The sequence below is a fragment of the Kocuria sp. APC 4018 genome, assembly GCF_030407675.1.
GTDB classification, from domain to species: Bacteria; Actinomycetota; Actinomycetes; order Actinomycetales; family Micrococcaceae; genus Kocuria; species Kocuria rhizophila.
The window spans coordinates 11,439-30,745 of sequence record NZ_JASDCY010000020.1 but is presented as its reverse complement, the minus strand read 5'-3'; the positions used below and the strand labels follow the sequence as shown (position 1 = coordinate 30,745).

At 70.6% G+C, this 19,307-nt stretch carries 17 protein-coding genes; 1 reads left to right on the top strand and 16 read right to left on the bottom strand.

Annotation, left to right across the window (positions count from 1 at the left end):
• The first annotated feature begins 16 nt into the window (after positions 1-16).
• Positions 17-634 (top strand): methyltransferase, encoded by a 618-nt coding sequence (locus QL985_RS05600; RefSeq protein WP_191550832.1) that lies wholly within the window; start codon positions 17-19, stop codon positions 632-634.
• Positions 635-725: 91 nt separating this feature from the next.
• Here the strand turns inward: QL985_RS05600 and dapF are convergent, their stop codons facing one another.
• From dapF to QL985_RS05520, 16 genes are all read right to left on the bottom strand, one after another.
• Positions 726-1,670: a diaminopimelate epimerase gene (gene dapF / locus QL985_RS05595; protein WP_101888485.1), complete on the bottom strand. Its 945-nt coding sequence runs from the start codon at positions 1,668-1,670 to the stop codon at positions 726-728.
• Positions 1,671-1,680: 10 nt separating this feature from the next.
• Positions 1,681-2,607, bottom strand: coding sequence for a tRNA (adenosine(37)-N6)-dimethylallyltransferase MiaA (gene miaA, locus QL985_RS05590; RefSeq protein WP_249493842.1), 927 nt, complete (start codon positions 2,605-2,607; stop codon positions 1,681-1,683).
• Between the two features lie 5 nt (positions 2,608-2,612).
• Positions 2,613-4,136 (bottom strand): tRNA (N6-isopentenyl adenosine(37)-C2)-methylthiotransferase MiaB, encoded by a 1,524-nt coding sequence (gene miaB / locus QL985_RS05585; RefSeq protein ID WP_101888430.1) that lies wholly within the window; start codon positions 4,134-4,136, stop codon positions 2,613-2,615.
• Positions 4,137-4,229: 93 nt separating this feature from the next.
• Positions 4,230-4,913, bottom strand: a complete 684-nt coding sequence (locus tag QL985_RS05580) for a regulatory protein RecX (RefSeq protein WP_237708752.1) — start codon at positions 4,911-4,913, stop codon at positions 4,230-4,232.
• A 13-nt stretch (positions 4,914-4,926) separates the two neighbouring features.
• A complete protein-coding gene (recA, locus tag QL985_RS05575; protein WP_019310905.1) occupies positions 4,927-6,078 on the bottom strand; it encodes a recombinase RecA in 1,152 nt (383 codons plus the stop codon).
• A 154-nt stretch (positions 6,079-6,232) separates the two neighbouring features.
• Positions 6,233-6,454 (bottom strand): DUF3046 domain-containing protein, encoded by a 222-nt coding sequence (locus QL985_RS05570; RefSeq protein WP_019310904.1) that lies wholly within the window; start codon positions 6,452-6,454, stop codon positions 6,233-6,235.
• Between the two features lie 177 nt (positions 6,455-6,631).
• Positions 6,632-7,057, bottom strand: a complete 426-nt coding sequence (locus tag QL985_RS05565) for a helix-turn-helix transcriptional regulator (RefSeq protein WP_035885382.1) — start codon at positions 7,055-7,057, stop codon at positions 6,632-6,634.
• 148 nt (positions 7,058-7,205) lie between these two features.
• Complete coding sequence (locus QL985_RS05560; protein WP_019310902.1) at positions 7,206-7,745, bottom strand: CinA family protein; 540 nt, start codon at positions 7,743-7,745, stop codon at positions 7,206-7,208.
• A complete protein-coding gene (locus QL985_RS05555; RefSeq protein ID WP_101888431.1) occupies positions 7,742-8,374 on the bottom strand; it encodes a CDP-alcohol phosphatidyltransferase family protein in 633 nt (210 codons plus the stop codon). Before QL985_RS05555 ends, QL985_RS05560 begins: the two co-directional genes overlap by 4 nt.
• A complete protein-coding gene (locus QL985_RS05550) occupies positions 8,371-11,274 on the bottom strand; it encodes a DNA translocase FtsK (RefSeq protein ID WP_101888432.1) in 2,904 nt (967 codons plus the stop codon). The genes QL985_RS05555 and QL985_RS05550 overlap by 4 nt, the downstream gene beginning before the upstream one ends.
• An 83-nt stretch (positions 11,275-11,357) precedes the next feature.
• Positions 11,358-13,052 carry a ribonuclease J gene (locus QL985_RS05545; protein WP_101888433.1) on the bottom strand — a complete coding sequence of 565 codons (1,695 nt, stop codon included), beginning with the start codon at positions 13,050-13,052 and terminating at the stop codon, positions 11,358-11,360.
• Between the two features lie 16 nt (positions 13,053-13,068).
• A complete protein-coding gene (gene dapA / locus QL985_RS05540) occupies positions 13,069-14,004 on the bottom strand; it encodes a 4-hydroxy-tetrahydrodipicolinate synthase (protein ID WP_047978667.1) in 936 nt (311 codons plus the stop codon).
• 9 nt (positions 14,005-14,013) lie between these two features.
• A complete protein-coding gene (locus QL985_RS05535; protein WP_101888435.1) occupies positions 14,014-14,649 on the bottom strand; it encodes a hypothetical protein in 636 nt (211 codons plus the stop codon).
• Positions 14,646-15,404 carry a 4-hydroxy-tetrahydrodipicolinate reductase gene (gene dapB, locus QL985_RS05530; RefSeq protein WP_047978668.1) on the bottom strand — a complete coding sequence of 253 codons (759 nt, stop codon included), beginning with the start codon at positions 15,402-15,404 and terminating at the stop codon, positions 14,646-14,648. Before dapB ends, QL985_RS05535 begins: the two co-directional genes overlap by 4 nt.
• Before the next feature lie 11 nt (positions 15,405-15,415).
• Positions 15,416-16,822, bottom strand: a complete 1,407-nt coding sequence (locus tag QL985_RS05525; RefSeq protein WP_101888437.1) for a pitrilysin family protein — start codon at positions 16,820-16,822, stop codon at positions 15,416-15,418.
• Positions 16,823-16,842: 20 nt separating this feature from the next.
• Positions 16,843-19,098 (bottom strand): polyribonucleotide nucleotidyltransferase, encoded by a 2,256-nt coding sequence (locus QL985_RS05520; protein WP_019310894.1) that lies wholly within the window; start codon positions 19,096-19,098, stop codon positions 16,843-16,845.
• Positions 19,099-19,307 lie beyond the last annotated feature (209 nt).

Here is a 19,307-nt window from a genome sequence, read left to right as displayed (position 1 = left end):
ACTACCATGTGGAGCCATGGCCGCCGAACACCCCGTCCCCCACTACTTCGTCTCCAATCCGTCGCTGCCGGAGAAGAGGCGCCGTATCGGCGTGGAGCTGCGAGGTCGGCACGTGGACGTGGTGACCGCCGCCGGCGTGTTTTCCCCCGGGGACCTGGACAAGGGGACAGCGGCGCTGCTGCGCACCGTGCCGGATCCGCAGGGCACAGACCTGCTGGACATCGGCTGCGGGTGGGGTCCGATCACGATCGCACTGGCCCAGGCGGCGCCCGAGGCGCGCGTCACGGCCGTGGACGTCAACCAGCGCAGCCTCCAGCTCACCGCCGAGAACGCCCGGTCCCTGGGCCTGACCGGCGTGGAGACCGCTCTGCCGCAGGACGTTCCGGAAGGTCGCACGTTCGACACCATCTGGTCCAACCCCCCGATCCGGGTGGGCAAGGACGCCCTGCACGAGATCCTGACCACGTGGCTGCCCCGCCTCAACCCCGGCGGCACGGCGTGGCTGGTGGTCCAGAAGAACCTGGGCGGGGATTCGCTGCAGCGCTGGCTCGCGCAGACCCTGACCGCGGACTTCCGCGTGGAGCGTGCGGCCACGGACAAGGGCTTCCGCATCATCGCCGTCCACCGGGACTGAGGGCCCCCGCGGCCCCGCCTCGCACGACGCCCACACCGTACGACGCCGCCCGCCCGCCTCCCCGCGACCGGCGCGTGACGTCCCGGACCCGCTACACGAGCTCCGCGGTGGCGACCACACGGACCGGTCCCGCGAGCACCACGTGCTCGGTGCCGTCCGGGGCGGCCACGAACGTGACCGAGAGAACCCCGCCGGGAACCTGCACGAACCACCGGTCCGGGGACTCGGACCCGCCCCAGAAACGGGCTGCGGCCGCAGCCGCGCACGCTCCGGTGCCGCAGGAGAGCGTCTCCCCCACGCCGCGCTCGTGCACGCGCATCTCGAGCCGGCCCACCTCGGTGTCGTCGTGGTCGAGCGGGACCACGAACTCCACGTTGGTGCCGTTCGAGGGCACCGGGTCCACGACGGGCGCGGCGTGCAGGTCCAGAGCGTCGAGCTTCTCCCCCTCGGAGAGCACGACCACCGTGTGCGGGTTGCCCATGTCGATGGACACGCCCGGTCGCGGGACGGTGAGACCGTGGGCGGTGACCACGCAGTCCGAACCCCGCTCGCGGGCCTCCTCGCCGTGGCTGAAGCTCCAGGGCCCCATGTCCACGGCGTACCCGGCGGAAGTGCGCGCCACGGTCCGCACACCAGCGCGGGTCCCGATCCGCACCCGCGCGCCGGGGGGCAGGGTCAGCAGTCCCTCGCGGACCAGGTGGTCCACGAAGACCCGCACGCCGTTGCCGCACATCTGGGCGAGTGAGCCGTCCGCGTTGCGGTAGTCCATGAACCACTCGGCATCCGGATGCCGCTCCAGCAGCCGACGCCCCTCCTCCAGGTGCCGGGAGCGCACGGCACGGATCAGTCCGTCCCCGCCGAGCCCCGTGTGCCGGTCGCACACGCTCGCCACGGTCTCTGCAGAGACGTCCAGCGTCCCGTCGCGGTCCGTGCAGACCACGAAGTCGTTGCCCGTGCCGTGCGCCTTGCTCACCCGCACGCCCGCCAGTTCACCGCTGCCCACTGCTCGTCCCGTCCCCTCGTTGGTTGCACTCATGCGCGTCATCCTACTGAGCACGGACGACCTGCAGGGCTCGAGCCGCGAGGTCCGTGACGCTGCGCCCTGCGGAGCACTCGATCCAGTGCACGCGCGGGTCGGCGCGGAACCACGTGCGCTGCCGTTTGGTGAACCTGCGGGTGGCCGCCACGGTGTCCTCGCGGGCCTGCGCCAGGGTCATGGTGCCGTCCAGCACGGCGAGCAGCTGCGGGTACCCGAGCGCCCTGCCGGCCGTGGGACTCTCCCGTAGACCGCGTGCGGCGAGAGCCCTGACCTCGTCCAGCCAGCCCCGCTCCAGCATGAGGTCCACACGGCGCGCCAGCCGGTCGTTGAGCTCGTCCCGGCCCATGGCCAGCCCGATCTGGACCGTGGGGCGCACGTACCGGCGCTGCGGCATGAAGGACGTGAAGGGCCGCCCCGTGAGGTCGTGGACCTCCAGGGCCCGCACCAGACGCCGGTCGTCCTTGACGCGCGCCGCGGACTCCGGGTCCACCCTGGCCAGTTCCCGCAGCAGCACCGAGCGGCCCTCACGCCGCAGCTGCTCCTCCCGCCGTGCCCTGGTCACGGGGTCCGTTCCGGGGAACTCGATGGCGTCCAGCGCGGCCCGCACGTACAGCCCCGAGCCGCCCACGAGGACGGGCACGCGACCCCGTTCCCGGATCTGTTCCGCGCACCGCCGGGCATCCCGCTGGAACGCGGCCACGGAGGCTTCCTCGTGGATGTCCAGGACGTCGAGCAGGTGGTGGGGCACACCGTCCCGCTCCTCGGGCGGCAGCTTGGCCGTGCCGATGTCCATGCCCCGGTAGAGCTGCAGGGCGTCCGCGTTGATCACCTCGCCGCCCAACTCGTGGGACAGGGCGATGCCGAGGTCGGACTTGCCCGTGCCCGTGGGGCCCACCACGGCCACGAGGGGCGTGGGTGCGCCGCGGTCTGCCATCCCGGTCAGGGCTTCCGCAGTGCCGGCATCCCCAGCCCCACGGTCCCGGCAGATCCGGTGGCCCCACCGGACGACGGCGCGCCGCAGCTCTCCGCCTGGGCCGCCTCCCACGCGTCCCCGCCGCGCGACGGCCGCACGTGGTACTCGGAGGCATCCGCTGGGTCCGCGAGCAGGTGGTAGGCCGCGGCGCCCGTGACCGGCACGGTGACGAAGTCCCCGGGGCGCGGCACGGGTGAGCCCTCCGGCACGCTGAAGTGCACCAGGCGCTGGTCACGGCTGCGTCCCGAGAGCCGGTGCGTGGCACCGGACTTGCGCCCGGACTGCGCGCTCACGAGCAGCTCCGCACGCGTGCCCACGAGCTGGCGGTTGAGCCGGGCGCTGATGGCGTCCTGCAGCGCCGTCAGACGCTCGAACCGCTCCTGCACGACGGCTGCGGGCACCTGCTCCGCCATCTCTCCCGCCGGGGTTCCCGGGCGGATCGAGTACTGGAACGTGAACGCGGAGGAGAACTCCGAGGCCTCCACCACGTCCAGCGTGTCCTGGAAGTCCTGCTCCGTCTCCCCGGGGAAGCCCACGATGATGTCCGTGGTGATGGCCGCCTGCGGGATGCGCTCCCGCACCCGTTCCAGGATCCCCAGGAACTTCTTGGACCGGTACGAGCGGCGCATGTCCTTCAGGATCCGGTCCGAGCCCGACTGCAGCGGCATGTGCAGCTGCGGCATCACGTTCGGGGTTTCGGCCATGGCGTCGATCACGTCGTCCGTGAAGGCCGCGGGGTGGGGGCTCGTGAACCGGACCCGCTCCAGTCCCTGGATGTCACCGCACGCGCGCAGCAGCTTGGCGAAGGCGCCGCGGTCACCGAACTCCACACCGTAGGAGTTCACGTTCTGCCCGAGCAGCGTGACTTCCACCGCTCCGGAGTCCACGAGGGCCTGGACCTCCGCGAGAATGTCCCCCGGACGCCGGTCCTTCTCCTTACCCCGCAGCTGCGGGACGATGCAGAACGTGCACGTGTTGTTGCACCCCACCGAGATGGACACCCATCCCGCGTACGCCCGCTCGCGTTTGGTGGGCAGCGCGGAGGGGAAGGTCTCGAGCGCCTCCAGGATCTCCACCTGAGCCTGCTCGTTGTGCCGGGCGCGTTCCAGCAGCACCGGCAGCGAGCCGATGTTGTGGGTGCCGAAGACCACGTCCACCCACGGAGCCTTCTCCACGATGGTGGCCCGGTCCTTCTGCGCGAGGCACCCGCCCACGGCGATCTGCATCCGGTCGTTGCGGCGCTTGACCGGAGCGAGCTGGCCCAGCTGTCCGTAGAGCTTGTTGTCCGCGTTCTCGCGCACCGCGCAGGTGTTGAACACCACCAGGTCAGGCTCGCGCCCCACGGCCGGGATGTACCCCGCATTCTCGAGCAGGCCTGTGATGCGCTCGGAGTCGTGGGCGTTCATCTGGCAGCCGAGGGTCCGCACCTCGTAGGCGGGCGGAGCGTCCGACGGGACCGGTGCGGAGGGGTCTACGGCGGTGTGGGGCATCTGAGTCACCCCATCATCTTAGGGACGGGGTCAAATCTTCCGGGGCCGTGCCTGCCCGTTCACCGGGCAGCACCCGGAGAACGGAACGACCCCTCACGGGGTGTCCCAGACCTCGGCGCCCGCGCCGTCCTCCGAGACCGGATCGGACAGGGATCCGAGCCCTGCGAGCTCCTCCTTGACCACGGCGAACGCCATGCCGGACGGGTACCCCTTGCGGCCCAGCATGCTCACCAGTCGGCGGGTGAGCTTGTCCCGTTCCTTGCGGTCCGTGAGGTCCGCCGACGCTGGAAGCTTCCTGCGGACGAGCTCGTGCGCGTCACGCACTTCGTCCTCCTCGTGACGCTGCTCAAGGGCCTGCTCCGCCAGTTCCCCCGTGATGCCGCGCTGGGAGAGCTCACGCCGCAGAGCCGCCCGCGAGAGTTTGCGGGTCTCGGCACGGGAGCGGACGAACATGGCGGCGTACTCACGGTCGTCCACCAGACCGACCTGCTCGAAGCGGTCGAGCACCTCCTGGGCAACATGCTCCGGGACATCCCGTTCCGCGAGCTTGTCCTCGAGCTGGCGGCGTGACTTGGCCGAGGCCGTGAGCTGCCGCAGCACAATGCCGCGAGCCGTCTCGAGCTGCTCCGCGCTTGCGGTCTCCGCCGTGTCCACCACCTGAGCATCTGCTTCTGCGACCGCGAACCGCGACGCCGCATCCCCCGGGCTCGCCGGACCACGGCGCGAGACCGTGGTCCGGCGAGCCCGGGAGCCGTGCTGCGAGGACTGGTTCACCACCGGATCACCTCACTCAGAAGGCGGGCAGCTCGGTGTCGCTCTGCTGCGGGGCGAAGGGTGCATCCGGATCCAGCTCCCCGGTTTCCGTGTCCAGCCCCTCCGGGTCCTGCGAGGCCTCGTCCGGGTCCTCCGAGATGCCCAGCTTCACCAGGATCTTCCGTTCGATCTCCTGCGCCAGCTCGGGATTGTCCTTGAGGAAGCGGCGGGAGTTCTCCTTGCCCTGGCCCAGCTGGTCACCCTCGTAGGTGAACCAGGCGCCGGACTTCTTGACGATCCCGTGTTCGACCCCCATGTCGATCAGGCCGCCCTCGATGGAGATGCCCTGGCCGTAGAGGATGTCGAACTCGGCCTGCTTGAAGGGCGGAGCCATCTTGTTCTTCACGATCTTGGCGCGGGTGCGGTTGCCCACGGGGTTGGCGCCGTCCTTGAGCGTCTCGATACGCCGGACGTCCACGCGCACGGAGGCGTAGAACTTCAGCGCCTTGCCACCCGTGGTGGTCTCCGGGGAGCCGAAGAACACGCCGATCTTCTCGCGCAGCTGGTTGATGAAGATGGCCGTGGTGTTCGTGTGGGACAGCCGGCCTGTGATCTTCCGCAGCGCCTGGGACATCAGGCGGGCCTGCAGACCCACATGGCTGTCGCCCATCTCGCCCTCGATCTCGGCCTTGGGCACCAGCGCGGCCACGGAGTCGATGACGATGATGTCGATGGACCCGGAGCCCACGAGCATGTCCATGATCTCCAGGGCCTGCTCACCGGTGTCCGGCTGGGACACGAGGAGGTTGTCGGTGTCCACACCGAGCTTCTCCGCGTAGGCCGGGTCCAGCGCGTGCTCCGCGTCGATGAAGGCCGCAATGCCGCCCGCTTTCTGGACACTGGCCACGGCGTGCAGTGCCACGGTGGTCTTGCCGGAGGACTCCGGGCCGTAGATCTCGACCACGCGGCCGCGGGGGAAGCCGCCGATGCCCAGGGCGACGTCCAGCGCGATGGAGCCCGTGGGGATGGTCTCGATCTTGGTGGCCGGGCGGTCGCCCAGGCGCATGACCGAGCCCTTGCCGTAGTTCTTGTCGATCTGCGAGAGGACGGTGTCGAGCGCCTTCTGCCGATCGGAGCCGGCCGTCTGAGACGGCGTGGGAGCGGATGCACCCTTGGACTTGGCTGCCATGATTCACCTCGGGTCTCAGGGGCCTGGTCCAGGCCCTGTCGATGTCTTCGCGGTCCACGCTAACGAGGGTGTCCGACACCCATAAGGAACCGGGCCGCCTGTGGAGCCCGCGTGACGCCCTTCGAATATACCTTCGAATCATGCTCGGTGCACGTCAGCTCCTGGGCGGCTGGTCCGGGCCCCACCACCGGGACTCGGGGACGTCCTGCGCGCGGCACACCGCGAACCACACGGACTTGGGGTCCACCCCGGCCGCAAGGGCCTCCGTGGCGGTGCGCTCCCCCACCTCACTCAGCACCAGGTCGTCCGCGAGGACCCGGCAGTAGCCGGCCCCGAACTCGTGGGACATCAGCTCCCAGAACGTGCTGACTCGCATGGCGTGAACTCCTCGGATGGTGGTGCAGAGGCACGGGTGCTGACCGGTCGAATCCGGTGGGCCCAGTGAATCGGACGTCGCCGCACGGCGGACACGGCAGCGGACCCACCCCCTGGGTGGGTCCGCTGCTGCTCCGGGCTCACGCGGTGGTGCGCCCGACAGGTCGGTGGGAGTGGATCAGTGGGCGCCGGCCGCCGTGCCTCCGCGCAGCTGACGCACCTCGCGGGTGAACTCGTCGGTCAGCTCGGACGGAACGGTGTCGGGGATGTAGTTGCCCTCGGCGTAGGCCAGCCGGTCCGCCACCTCGCGCAGCATCTGGGACATGGGAATGTCCAGTGCCGTGCAGATCGAGGCGAGCAGCTCGGAGGAGGCCTCCTTCTGGCCGCGCTCCACCTCGCTCAGGTACCCCAGGGAGACACGGGCGAGGTGCGAGACCTCGCGGAGGGTGCGGCCCTGACGCTGCCGGACGCTGCGCAGCACCTCCCCGATCTCCTGGCGCAGGACGCCCACCTTGGCCTCGTGGGAGTCCGTGCTGACGTCATCTGCCACACCCACGTCCTTCCAACGGACGACACCATTGACAGACACGGGTTGCTTCGTCATGTGAATTGCCTACTCCTCGTGTGAACGAACGGGCTCTGCACATCCATCGGATGCGACGGGTTCGAGGTCTTGCGCCCTGACGGCTCAAGCTCTGTCACTCATAACGTGCTTGCATGTTCAATTGTTCCCTGCCGTCGGACGAAATGCACTAGGCGTTGCCTGGGAATGAGATTTGAGTCGCCAGTGTGTCGATCGCGTGACGGACCGTGGCGGCGCGGATCGCGGCCCGGTCCCCCGGCAGGTCCAGGCGCTCGGCCCGGTTTACACCGGGCCCGCTGATCCCCACGAACACCGTCCCCACGGCGTGGCCGTCGTGCGGCTCCGGACCGGCCACCCCCGTGGTGGACACCGCCCAGTCCACGCCCAGGCACGCGCGGGCGCCCCGGGCCATGGCGACCGCCACGTCCGGGTCCACGGCGCCGCGATCCTCCAGCAGCTCGTGGGGCACTCCCAGCACCCGTTCCTTGACGTCGTGCGAGTAGCTCACCACCGCGCCCTCGAAGCACGACGACGCCCCGGCCACCGTGACGATCTCCGAGGCCACCGCCCCGCCCGTGAGGGACTCCGCGGTCCCCACGCTCACGCCGCGCGCCGTGGCGCGGTGCACCAGCTCGGCCGCACCGCACGCGGGGTGCGGTGCCCCGGAACCGGCCGCGGCGGCGTCGTGCCCCCGGCCCGACGCCGTCACGCGGTCTCCCCGCGCACCGCCCGGTTGCGCAGCTGCACGGCCTTGACCACGTAGTCGACGCCGGTGACCAGGGTGGCGGCGAGGGCGAGCGCGGTGAGGAACCACGCGAACCACAGCCACCACTCGCCCAGAACCGGCGAGAGCGGCAGCAGTAGCGCGATCAGGGCCGCGGTCTGCAGCACCGTCTTGGTCTTGCCGCCCTTGGAGGCCGCCATCACGCCGTAGCGGATGACCACGAAGCGTATGACCGTGATGCCCCACTCGCGCACGAGGATCAGGATGGTCACCCACCACCACAGCTCGCCCAGCAGCGACAGCACCACGAAGGCGGAGCCCGTGAGCAGCTTGTCCGCGATCGGGTCCGCGATCTTGCCGAAGCTCGTGATGAGGTTGCGGGCCCGGGCGAGGTCCCCGTCCAGCTTGTCCGTGTACATGGCCAGCCCGAACGTGATCACCGCCGCCCAGCGCATGCCAGTGGAGTCCTGGCCGTGGGGCCCTCCGGCCCACAGGAACCAGATGAAGAACGGCACCATCACGATGCGCAGCGCGGTCAGCGCGTTGGGCAGGTTCCAGTTGGAGCTGTTGGGTGCCGGCTCCCCGTGCGGTGCGGCGGCCTGGTGTGCGGTCATCGTCCTGTCAGCTCCCATGCGTCCTCGGTGGTGGATCCGTCGTGGTAGTCGTGGGCCACGTCGGCGAGCGACGCCTCCACGGGGTCCTCGCCGTAGTCCACGGACCCGCCCACGGGCTGCGGATCGGGCGCGGGCGGGTCCTCCCCGCGGATCAGCGCGAGGGTCGCGGCGAGGTCGTCGGGCTTGACCAGCACGTCCCGGGCCTTGGAGCCCTCGGACGGGCTCACCACTCCCCGGGACTCGAGCAGGTCCATGAGCCGCCCGGCCTTGGCGAAGCCCACGCGCAGCTTGCGCTGCAGCATGGACGTGGAGCCGAACTGGGTGGTGATGACCAGCTCGGCGGCCTGCAGCAGGACGTCGAGGTCGTCCCCGATGTCCTCGTCGATGGTCTTCTGCGGGGCCTCCTGGACGACGTCGTCCCGGTAGTCCACGGTCATCTGCGCCTTGACGTGCTCCACGACCTTGTGGATCTCGGACTCCGAGACCCAGGCTCCCTGCACGCGCATGGGCTTGGAGGCGCCCATCGGCAGGAAGAGGGCGTCACCCTGGCCGATCAGCTTCTCCGCGCCGGCCTGGTCCAGGACCACGCGCGAATCCGTCACGGAGGACGTGGCGAACGCCATGCGGGAGGGCACGTTGGCCTTGATCAGACCGGTGACCACGTCCACGGAGGGCCGCTGGGTGGCCAGCACCAGGTGGATGCCGGCCGCACGCGCGAGCTGGGTGATGCGCACGATCGCGTCCTCCACGTCCCGCGGAGCCACCATCATGAGGTCCGCGAGCTCGTCCACGATCACCAGCAGGTACGGGTAGGGCCGGATGGTCCGCTTGGACCCGGGCTCCGGCTGCACCTTGCCGTTGCGCACGGCCTTGTTGAAGTCGTCGATGTGCTTGTACCCGAAGTGCGAGAGGTCGTCGTAGCGCGCGTCCATCTCCCGCACCACCCACTGCAGGGCCTCGGCGGCCTTCTTGGGGTTGGTGATGATGGGCGTGATCAGGTGGGGCACGCCCTCGTACGCGGTGAGCTCCACGCGCTTGGGGTCCACCATCACCAGGCGGACCTCGTCCGGGGTGGATCGCATGAGGATGGACACGATCATCGAGTTCACGAACGAGGACTTGCCCGCACCCGTGGCACCTGCCACGAGCATGTGCGGCATCTTGGCGAGGTTCGCGAGCACGAATCCGCCCTCGACGTCCTTGCCCACGCCCATGACCATGGGGTGCTCGGACGCGCGGGCCTTCTGGGAGCGCAGCACGTCCCCCAGTGCCACGGTCTCGCGGTCCGTGTTGGGGATCTCGATGCCGATCGCGGACTTGCCGGGGATCGGCGAGAGGATGCGCACGTCCGCGGAGGCCACCGCGTAGGCGATGTTCTTGGACAGCGCCGTGACACGCTCCACCTTGGTGCCCGAGCCCAGCTCGATCTCGTAGCGCGTGACCGTGGGCCCGCGGGAGAAGCCGGTGACCTCGGCGTCCACCTTGAACTGCTGCAGCACGCTGGTGAGCGCGCTGACCACCTGGTCGTTGGCCTCGGAGCGCTCCTTGGCGGGCGGGCCCTGCACGAGGTCCGCGACGGGCGGGAGGCTGTAGGCGATGTCGCCCGCGAGCTTGAGCTGCTCGGACCGGGCGGGGATGGGCGTGCTGGGCGTGTGGGTACGCGCGGCGTCGGCCTCGGCCGTGACGTCGAGCGCGGGGGCGTCCGAGGCCGCCGCGGTGTCCGCGGCGGGCGTGATCCCCTGCTCCTCGCGCAGCTTCTGGGCCTCCCGCTGGGAACGCGTGGGGCGCTTCTCGCCGGGGCGCGGCCCGGGCTCAGGGCTCGGCACGACCTCGGTGGCCTGGGAGTCCGCGGCGCTGGAGCCCGACGCCGCCGTGCCCGCGCGGGTGCCGGAGGAACCGGCGCGGCGGGCGGTCGGCTCTGCGGTGTGGGATCCCACGTCGAACACGCTCGTGGCCGCGGCACCGCGCGCCTCCCGGCGGTTGGCCTCGTCCACCACGGCGCGTTCGAAGGCCTCGTCCCCGTCGTAGCGGTCGAGGTCCTGACGCTGCCGGCGCTTCTCCGCCCGGGACGCGCGCTTGGAACCGCGTGCGGGCGCGGGATCCAGGTACGAGCGGTCGTGCTCGGGCGCCGAGAGGTCCGTGGTGCGGGGTTCGGTCTGACCGGTCAGACGGCGGTAGAGCTCGCGCAGGCGCGGGCCGATCTCCCCCACGGGTGTGGCGGTCATCACCAGCAGTGCCAGGACTGCCAGCAGGACGAAGACGGCGAGCGCTCCCCACGGGGTGATGAGCGAGGACAGCGGATCTGCGGCGAGGAAGCCCACGAAGCCGCCGGCGCGCCACACGGCCTCGAAGCCGTCGCCGAGGTCCGGGGAGCCCCCCGCGAGGTGGGCGGTGCCGGAACCTGCGACGGTGAGGGCCAGCAGGCCGATCGCCACGCGGTTGTTGGCCTGCGTGGGCTCCGGGTGGCGGAACACCCGGATGGCGAAGCAGAAGCAGAAGATGGGGAGCACCAGGGCCATGAAGCCGAACGTGCCGCCGACCACGGAGTGCACCCACGAGGCCGGAACCGCGATCGGGGCGAAGTCCACGCCGCGCAGGTTCCACCACTCCACCGCAGCGATCAGCACAGCGAGCACGAGCCACACGAGCGCTCCGCCGTCGCGGCGCTGCTCGGGGGCGATGTCCGTGCGCAGCGTGCCCACGCGACGCACGGCGGCGCCCACCACGTGACCGGCCCCGGACCACGCCCCCACCACGGCGCGCAGCGCCGTGGTGCCGGCAGAGGGCCCCGCGGGCGTGGTGCGTGCCGGGGTCTTCTTGCCGTTCTTGGGGGACCGTGCGGGGGCCTTGGACCGGCTGGTGGTCTTCGACGAGCGCGCGGGGGTAGTTCGTGACGCCATTGCTCCAGGGTACCCGGACGCACGACGGCCCGTCCGGTCGGGTGACCGGACGGGCCGTGGGGTGCGTGCGGGGCGCGGGGGCGTCAGGCCTCCACGACCACCGGCACGATCATGGGCTTGCGACGCAGTCTGCGGGAGACCCACGAGCCCACGGTGCGGCGCACGATCTGCTGCAGCTGGTGGGCGGTGTGGTTCTTGCCGCTCTCGCTCAGGGCGTCCTCGAGGGCCGCGGCCACCTTGGGGCGGATCTCGTTGAAGACCTTGCCCTCCTCGGCCACGCCGCGGGCGTGGATGTCCGGGCCGGAGACGATCTTGCCCGTGTCCCGGTTCACGACGGTCACCACCGAGATGAAGCCCTCCTCACCGAGGGTCATGCGGTCCTTGAGATCCGCGTCCGTGATCTCCCCCACGGAGGAGCCGTCCACGTAGATGAAGCCGCACTCCACCTGGCCGGTGATCTTCACCTTCCCGGCGTGCATGTCCACCACGGTGCCGTTCTCGGCGAGGATGACGTGGTCGTCCGGCACGCCGGTCTCCCGCGCCAGCTCGCCGTTGGCGATCAGGTGCCGGATCTCGCCGTGCACCGGCATGACGTACTCGGGCTCCACGATGTTGTAGCAGTAGAGCAGCTCGCCGGCACCCGCGTGGCCGGAGACGTGGACCTTGGCGTTGCCCTTGTGCACCACGTTCGCGCCCAGGCGCATGAGGCCGTTGATCACGCGGAACACGGAGTTCTCGTTGCCGGGGATCAGCGACGACGCGAGGATCACGGTGTCCCCCGCGTTGACCTGCACCTTGTGGTCCCCGTTGGCCATGCGGGACAGCGCGGCCATGGGCTCGCCCTGGGAGCCGGTGCACATGATGACGATCTTGTCGTCCGGGTAGTCCCCGACCTTCTTCTGGTCCACGAGCACGTTCGGCGGGACGTCCAGGTAGCCGAGCTTCTCCGCGATCGCCATGTTGCGGATCATGGAGCGGCCCATGAGGACGACCTTGCGACCGCTGGCCACGGCGGCGTCGAGCACCTGCTGCACGCGGTGCACGTGGGAGGAGAACGAGGCCACGATCACGCGCTGCTTGGCTCGCGAGACCACGTCCGCGAGCACGGGACCGATCGCCTTCTCGGAGGGGATGAACCCCGGGACCTCGGAGTTCGTGGAGTCCGTGAGGAAGAGGTCCACGCCCTCCTCGCCCAGGCGTGCGAAGTGGCGCAGGTCCGTGATGCGCCCGTCCAGGGGCAGCTGGTCCATCTTGAAGTCACCCGTGTGCAGCACGGTGCCGGCCTTGGTGCGCAGGAACACGGCCAGGGCGTCCGGGATGGAGTGGTTCACGGCCACGAACTCGCACTCGAACTCGCCGAGGCGCTCCACCTGGCCCTCGCGCACGGCCATGGTGAACGGCTTGATGCGGTGCTCCTGGAGCTTGGCCTCGATCAGCGCGAGGGTGAGCTGGGAGCCGATCACGGGGATGTCCGGGCGGCGCTTGAGCAGGTACGGGACGGCGCCGATGTGGTCCTCGTGGCCGTGCGTGAGCACGATCGCCACGATGTCGTCCACGCGGTCCCGGATGTTGTTGATGTCCGGGAGGATGAGATCCACGCCGGGCTGGGTCTCCTCGGGGAAGAGCACACCGCAGTCCACCACGAGCAGCTGCCCGTTGATCTCGAACACGGTCATGTTCCGGCCGACCTCTCCCAGCCCCCCCAGGGGGACCACGCGGAGCGTGTCCTTGGCCAGGGCGGGGGGTTCAGCGAGATCGGAAGAGTTCCACTGGGTCATGAGACCCCTTTCATTGCTAGTTGGTCAGAGAGTCCGCAATCACCGACGTGCTCAGATCCGCACGGATCTGCTCCAGCTCGGTGTGCGTGGGTGCCACGTGCGGCAGGCGCACCACGGCGTTCGGCAGGCGGTCCTGCCACTGAAGAATGGTCTTGGCGGCCACGGCCCCGGGCACGCGCGTCATGGTGGCGCGCACGAGGGGCAGCAGCTCCGCGTTGAGCCTGCGGGCGGTCTCGAGGTCCGAGGCCAGCACGGCGTCGATCATGCGGCGGTAGCGCGCGGTGTCCACGTGGGTGGTCACGCCCACGAGCCCGGCCGCGCCGATCGCCATCCACGGCAGGGTGAGACCGTCGTCGCCGGAGTAGAACACGAGGTCCGTCTCCGCCATGACGCGGGACGCGGCGACGAAGTCCGCCTTGGCGTCCTTGACCGCCACAAGGTTCGGGTGGGACGCGAGCGAGATCATGGTCTCGGGCTCGATGGGGATCCCGGAGCGGCCTGGGATGTCGTACATCATGATGGGCGTGTCCACGGAGTCCGCGAGCGAGCGGAAGTGGGCCTCCACACCGGCCTGGGTGGGCTTGTTGTAGTACGGGGTGACCACGAGCAGACCGTCCATCCCGATCTTCTCCGCCTCGAGGCAGAGGTACCGGGAGTGCTCGGTGTCGTTCGAGCCCGTGCCCGCCAGAAGCGGCACCCGGCCGCCCACGGCGTCCTTGACGGCGCGGAACACCGAGAGGTTCTCCTTGTCCGTCATGGTCGAGTACTCCCCCGTGGTGCCGCACACCACCAGGCCGTCGCAGCCGTCGTCCACGAGCTGCACGGCGAGGGCCGCGGTGGCCTCGAGGTCCACGGAGCGGTCCTCGTGGAAGACCGTGACCATGGCGGTGAGCAGGGTCCCGAACAGGGGCGCGGGACGGTCCGTGGGCGCGGGGAAGCTCTCGTGTGTCATGCCCACAGGTTACCGCCCGGACCGCGCGAGCGCCGTCTCGGGGTCCGCCCCCCGGTGCAGGGCGATCGCCGTGCGCATGGCGCCCCGGGCCCGGCGGCTGTCACCGCTGGCCGAGTAGGCCAGGCCCAGGCGGTACCACCCGCCCCAGTCCTCAGGGCTCGCCTCGACCTCCCGCCGCACCGCGTCGAAGTGCTCGTCCGCGGCGGCGCGCACGTAGCGTCCCGACGGTGTGCGGGGCAGCTCGTCGGCCGGCAGTTCGCCGCGGGCCGCGAGCTCGCGCCCCAGCCGCGCGGTACGGGCCCCGAAGAGGATCTCCCGCACCATGGCCCACGTCCCCACTGCGGGGATCACGACCATGGCGAGCCCCAGCAGCTTGGGCACCCAGCCCTCGGTGCCCAGCAGCAGCCAGGCCCGCTGGAAGGACACCCCCAGGTAGAGGGTCAGCAGGGCGATCATGAGCGCGGCGAGGGCGCGCCCCATGGACCCGGCCTCGAGCACTGTGAACACGCCCGCGAAGACCAGCACGGCGATGATCCACACCTTGGACACGGACGGGATGGGCAGCAGCAGGACGGTGAGGACCAGCAGCAGGATGGCCAGTGCGGCCCACCAGCGCAGCCCGCTGCGCCCCGTTGCCCGGCTCACAGTCCGAGATCCATGTAGCCGTCCAGACCGTGTGTGAGCCCGGGGTGCTCCGCCACCCGGCGGATCCCCAGCAGCACACCGCTCATGAACGAGGCGCGGTCGAAGGAGTCGTGGCGCACGGTGAGCTGCTCCCCCGTGTTTCCCAGCAGGGTCTCCTGGTGGGCCACCAGACCCTGCAGCCGCACGGAGTGCACGTGCACGCCGTCCACCACCGCACCGCGTGCGCCGTGCGGATCGGACTCCGTGGCGTCCGGGGAGGCTCCCACACCCGCCCGTTGGCGGGCCGCGGCCACGAGGGCGGCGGTCCGGGCCGCGGTGCCCGACGGCGCGTCGAGCTTGCGCGGGTGGTGCAGCTCCACGACCTCGACGGAGTCGAAGAACCGTGCTGCCAGCTCCGAGAACTTCATGGCCAGCACCGCCCCCACCGCGAAGTTCGGGGCGATCAGCACCCCGGTTGCGGTGGACTCGGCGAGCTGGGCCTCGAGCTCGTCCAGGGCGGCCCGGTCCCAGCCCGTGGTGCCCACGACCGCATGCAGCCCGTGGGACACCGCGAAGCGCACGTTCTCCCGCGTGGCGGCCGGAACCGTGAGGTCCACGACCACCTCCGCGCGGGACTCGAGCAGCTGCTCCAGACCGTCCCCGCGGCCAAGTGCTGCGACCAGCTCGAGGTCCGGGGCGGCGTCGACGGCGCGCACCGCCTCGGAGCCCATGCGGCCGTCGCGGCCGAGGACGGCCACCCGGATCGGTTCTGCCATGTCCGTTCCCCTCATTCCTGCGGTTCCCGGGCGACGCCGGGTCCCACCACCGTGCGGACGGTCGCGTCCGCGCCGAGATCCGCCGCGAGCTGCTGGACGTCCTGGGACGTGACCGCGCGGATCCGCCGCAGGGACTCGTCCAGGTCCATGAACACCCCGGTCTTGAGCTCCGCGGAACCCAGCCGGGACATCCGCGAGCCCGTGTCCTCCAGGGCGAGGACGGTGGCCCCGCTGAGCTGGCCCTCCACCTTGGCGAGCTCCGCGGCGTCCATGCCGTCCTGGGCCAGGCGGTCCAGCTCGTCCCGCATCAGCCCGGTGACCCGGTCCACGCGGTCCGCCGTGCAGCCGGCGTACATGCCGAAGAACCCGGCGTCCGAGTACGAGCCGGAGAACGAGAACGTGGAGTACGCCAGACCCTTCTGCTCGCGGATGGTGTGGAACAGCCGGGAGGACATGCCGCCGCCCAGGGCCGCGTTGAGCACGGTCATGGTGAAACGACGCTCGTCGCCGGACTGCAGCCCGGCCCCGCCCAGCACCACGTTGGCCTGCTCCACCGGTCTGTTCAGCGCGCGGGTGCCCGTGAGCGGCGTCAGCAGCGCGGGGGTGGTGGGGCGGCGCGCGCCCGCTCCCCCGGCGGTGTCCGGATCCCAACCCGCCCGGGCCAGCGACTCGCGGACCAGCTGGACCACGTTCTCGTGCTCGAGCCCGCCCGCTACCGTGACCACCAGGTTCTCGGGCCGGTAGGCCCCGCGGTAGTGCTCCCACACCGCGTCCCGGGCCACGCTGCGGATCTCCTCGGGCGTGCCCGCGATCGGACGCGCCAGCGGGGAGCCGTGGAAGACCTGCTCGGTGAACTGCTCGAACGCGAAGTCCGTGGGGTCGTCCCGGTCCATGGCGATCTCCTCGAGGATCACGCCGCGCTCGCGGTCGAACTCCTCGGGGTCCAGCACCGCGCCCGTGAACATGTCCGCGAGGACGTCCACGGCCATGGGCAGCGCCTCAGAGAGCACCCGGGCGTGGTAGCACGTGTGCTCGTGGGACGTGAACGCGTTGGACTCTCCGCCCACTCGGTCGAAGGCCTCGGCGATCTCCAGGGAGCTGCGCCGGGCCGTGCCCTTGAACAGCAGGTGCTCCAGGAAGTGGGTGGAGCCCAGCATGCCCGGGGCCTCGTCCCGGGAGCCCAGACTCACCCAGAACCCCACGGACACCGAGCGCTGCCCGGGCATCTTCTCCGTGAGCACGCGGGTGCCGCACGGCAGGACCGTGCGCATGATGACCGCGCCGTCGGCGTCGTCGTGAACCGTGTGGGTGAAGCCTCTGGCCGGGTCCGTGTCTGGATACGCCCGAAGGCGGGCGTCCTCCGGGGACCCGTGCTCCTCGGGACCGCCCGCCTTCAGGGGAAGGTGAACAACCGTCATCTGGTGCGGGTGACCTCTGCTCAGTTCTCGTCCTCGGACGCGGCGTCCGAGTCGGATCCGGCCACCACCGGGGCGAGCGACAGCTTGCCGCGGTCGTCCACCTTGGTGATCTCCACCTGGACCTTCTGGCCCACGGACAGGACGTCGTCCACCTCGTTGACGCGCTTGTCGTCGTTGAGCTTGCGCATCTCGGAGATGTGCAGCAGACCGTCCTTGCCCGGGGTGAGGGACACGAACGCACCGAACGTGGTGGTCTTGACCACGGTGCCCAGGTAGCGCTCGCCCACCTCCGGGACCTGCGGGTTGGCGATCGCGTTGATCGCCGAGCGCGCGGCCTCGGCGGAGGGCCCGTCGGTGGCACCGATGTACACGGTGCCGTCGTCCTCGATGGAGATGTCCGTGCCGGTGTCCTCCTGGATCTGGTTGATCATCTTGCCCTTGGGGCCGATGACCTCGCCGATCTTGGAGACGGGGACGTTCACGGAGATCACGCGCGGGGCGAACTCGCTCATCTCGTCCGGGGCGTCGATCGCGGAGGTCAGCACGTCCAGGATGTAGAGGCGGGCCTCACGGGCCTGGGTCAGCGCGGACGCCAGCACGGAGGCGGGAATGCCGTCCAGCTTGGTGTCCAGCTGGATGGCCGTGACGAACTCGGAGGTGCCGGCGACCTTGAAGTCCATGTCGCCCAGCGCGTCCTCGGCGCCGAGGATGTCGGTCAGGGCCGCGTACTGGACCTCACCGTCCACGGTGTCGGAGACCAGGCCCATGGCGATGCCCGCCACCGGGGCGCGCAGCGGCACACCGGCGTTGAACAGCGACAGCGTGGCGGCGCACACGGAGCCCATGGAGGTGGAGCCGTTGGAGCCCAGCGCCTCGGAGACCTGGCGGATCGCGTAGGGGAACTCCTCGCGCGAGGGCAGCACGGGGGTGATCGCCCGCTCGGCGAGGGCGCCGTGGCCGATCTCGCGGCGCTTGGGGGAACCCACGCGGCCGGTCTCGCCCGTGGAGTACGGCGGGAAGTTGTAGTGGTGGATGTAGCGCTTGCTCTTCACCGGGGACAGCGAGTCGATCTGCTGCTCCAGCTTGAGCATGTTGAGCGTGGTGACACCCATGATCTGGGTCTCACCGCGCTCGAACAGCGCGGAGCCGTGCACGCGCGGGAGCACGTCCACCTCGGCGCTGAGCTGACGGATGTCCGTGAGGCCGCGGCCGTCGATGCGCACCTTGTCCTTGAGGATGCGCTGGCGCACGGTCTGCTTGGTCAGGGCCTGGTAGGCACCGTTGACCTCGTCCGCGCGGCCCTCGAAGGGCTTGCCCTCCCCGGTGAGCTCGGCCAGCGTGGACTGGTGCAGCTCGTCCGTGGCGGCCTCGCGCTCCTGCTTGCCGGCGATCGAGTAGACCTGGGCCATGCGCTCGCCCGCGAACTCCTCGACGGCCTGGGCGGCGTCGTCACCGAAACCGCCGAAGCGGGGCAGGTCCAGCTCGGGCTTGCGGTTGCGGGCCGCGAGGTCCGCCTGGGCGTCGCACAGCGCCTTGATGAACGGCTTGGAGGCCTCGAGGCCCTCGGCCACGAGCTCCTCGGACGGGGCGACGGCGCCCTGGCCCTTGATGAGCTCCCACGCGTTGTCGGTGGCCTCGGCCTCGACCATCATGATGGCGACGTCCTGGCCGCCGTCCTTGGTGGTCACCACGCGCCCGGCCACGGCCATGTCGAACACGGCGTTCTCAAGCTGCGAGTGCTTGGGGAACGCGATCCACTGGTGACCGCCGTTCTCCTCGGCCATGAGCGCCATGCGCACACCGCCCACGGGGCCCTGGAAGGGCATGCCGGAGAGCGTGGTCGACATGGAGGCGGCGTTGATCGCCACGGTGTTGTAGATCTCGTCCGGGGCGATGGACATGACGGTGACGACCACCTGCACCTCGTTGCGCAGGCCCTTGCCGAACGCGGGGCGCAGCGGGCGGTCGATCAGGCGGCACGTGAGGATCGCGTCCGTGGACGGGCGGCCCTCGCGGCGGAAGAACGAGCCGGGGATGCGGCCCGCGGCGTACATGCGCTCCTCGACGTCCACCGTCAGAGGGAAGAAGTCGAAGCCCTCACGGGGGTGCTTGCCCACGGCCGTGGCCGAGAGCATCGAGGTCTCCTCGTCGATGTAGACCATGGCCGCACCGGCGGCCTGACGGGCGAGCCGCCCGGTTTCGAAGCGCACGACGCGCTGTCCGTAGGAGCCGTTGTCGATGACGGCTTCTGCACTCTGGATCTCGGGACCCTCCACGGGTCACCTCCGTTTCTTCGTGGTGCGCAATCCGCGCGACACACCGGTCTTCGATCGAGGCGCTCGCACCGCTCCCGCGTTGCGAAGGCCACTGTCGAGGACCGCGACATGCGGCGGGCTGCACAGTCTGATGGTTGGTTCTGTGGTTGCGGGTCCTGTGGACCCGGTCGGCTCGCGTCACCGCGGGCCGCGGCGGTGTCCGTCACGGA

Coding starts and splice junctions, on each gene's coding strand:
- QL985_RS05600 (WP_191550832.1), top strand. CDS start 17: ATGGCCGCCGAACACCCCGTCCCCCACTACTTCGTCTCCAATCCGTCG.
- dapF (WP_101888485.1), bottom strand. CDS start 1,670: ATGAGTGCAACCAACGAGGGGACGGGACGAGCAGTGGGCAGCGGTGAA.
- miaA (WP_249493842.1), bottom strand. CDS start 2,607: ATGGCAGACCGCGGCGCACCCACGCCCCTCGTGGCCGTGGTGGGCCCC.
- miaB (WP_101888430.1), bottom strand. CDS start 4,136: ATGCCCCACACCGCCGTAGACCCCTCCGCACCGGTCCCGTCGGACGCT.
- recA (WP_019310905.1), bottom strand. CDS start 6,078: ATGGCAGCCAAGTCCAAGGGTGCATCCGCTCCCACGCCGTCTCAGACG.
- QL985_RS05570 (WP_019310904.1), bottom strand. CDS start 6,454: ATGCGAGTCAGCACGTTCTGGGAGCTGATGTCCCACGAGTTCGGGGCC.
- QL985_RS05565 (WP_035885382.1), bottom strand. CDS start 7,057: ATGACGAAGCAACCCGTGTCTGTCAATGGTGTCGTCCGTTGGAAGGAC.
- QL985_RS05555 (WP_101888431.1), bottom strand. CDS start 8,374: ATGACCGCACACCAGGCCGCCGCACCGCACGGGGAGCCGGCACCCAAC.
- QL985_RS05550 (WP_101888432.1), bottom strand. CDS start 11,274: ATGGCGTCACGAACTACCCCCGCGCGCTCGTCGAAGACCACCAGCCGG.
- QL985_RS05545 (WP_101888433.1), bottom strand. CDS start 13,052: ATGACCCAGTGGAACTCTTCCGATCTCGCTGAACCCCCCGCCCTGGCC.
- dapA (WP_047978667.1), bottom strand. CDS start 14,004: ATGACACACGAGAGCTTCCCCGCGCCCACGGACCGTCCCGCGCCCCTG.
- dapB (WP_047978668.1), bottom strand. CDS start 15,404: ATGGCAGAACCGATCCGGGTGGCCGTCCTCGGCCGCGACGGCCGCATG.
- QL985_RS05525 (WP_101888437.1), bottom strand. CDS start 16,822: ATGACGGTTGTTCACCTTCCCCTGAAGGCGGGCGGTCCCGAGGAGCAC.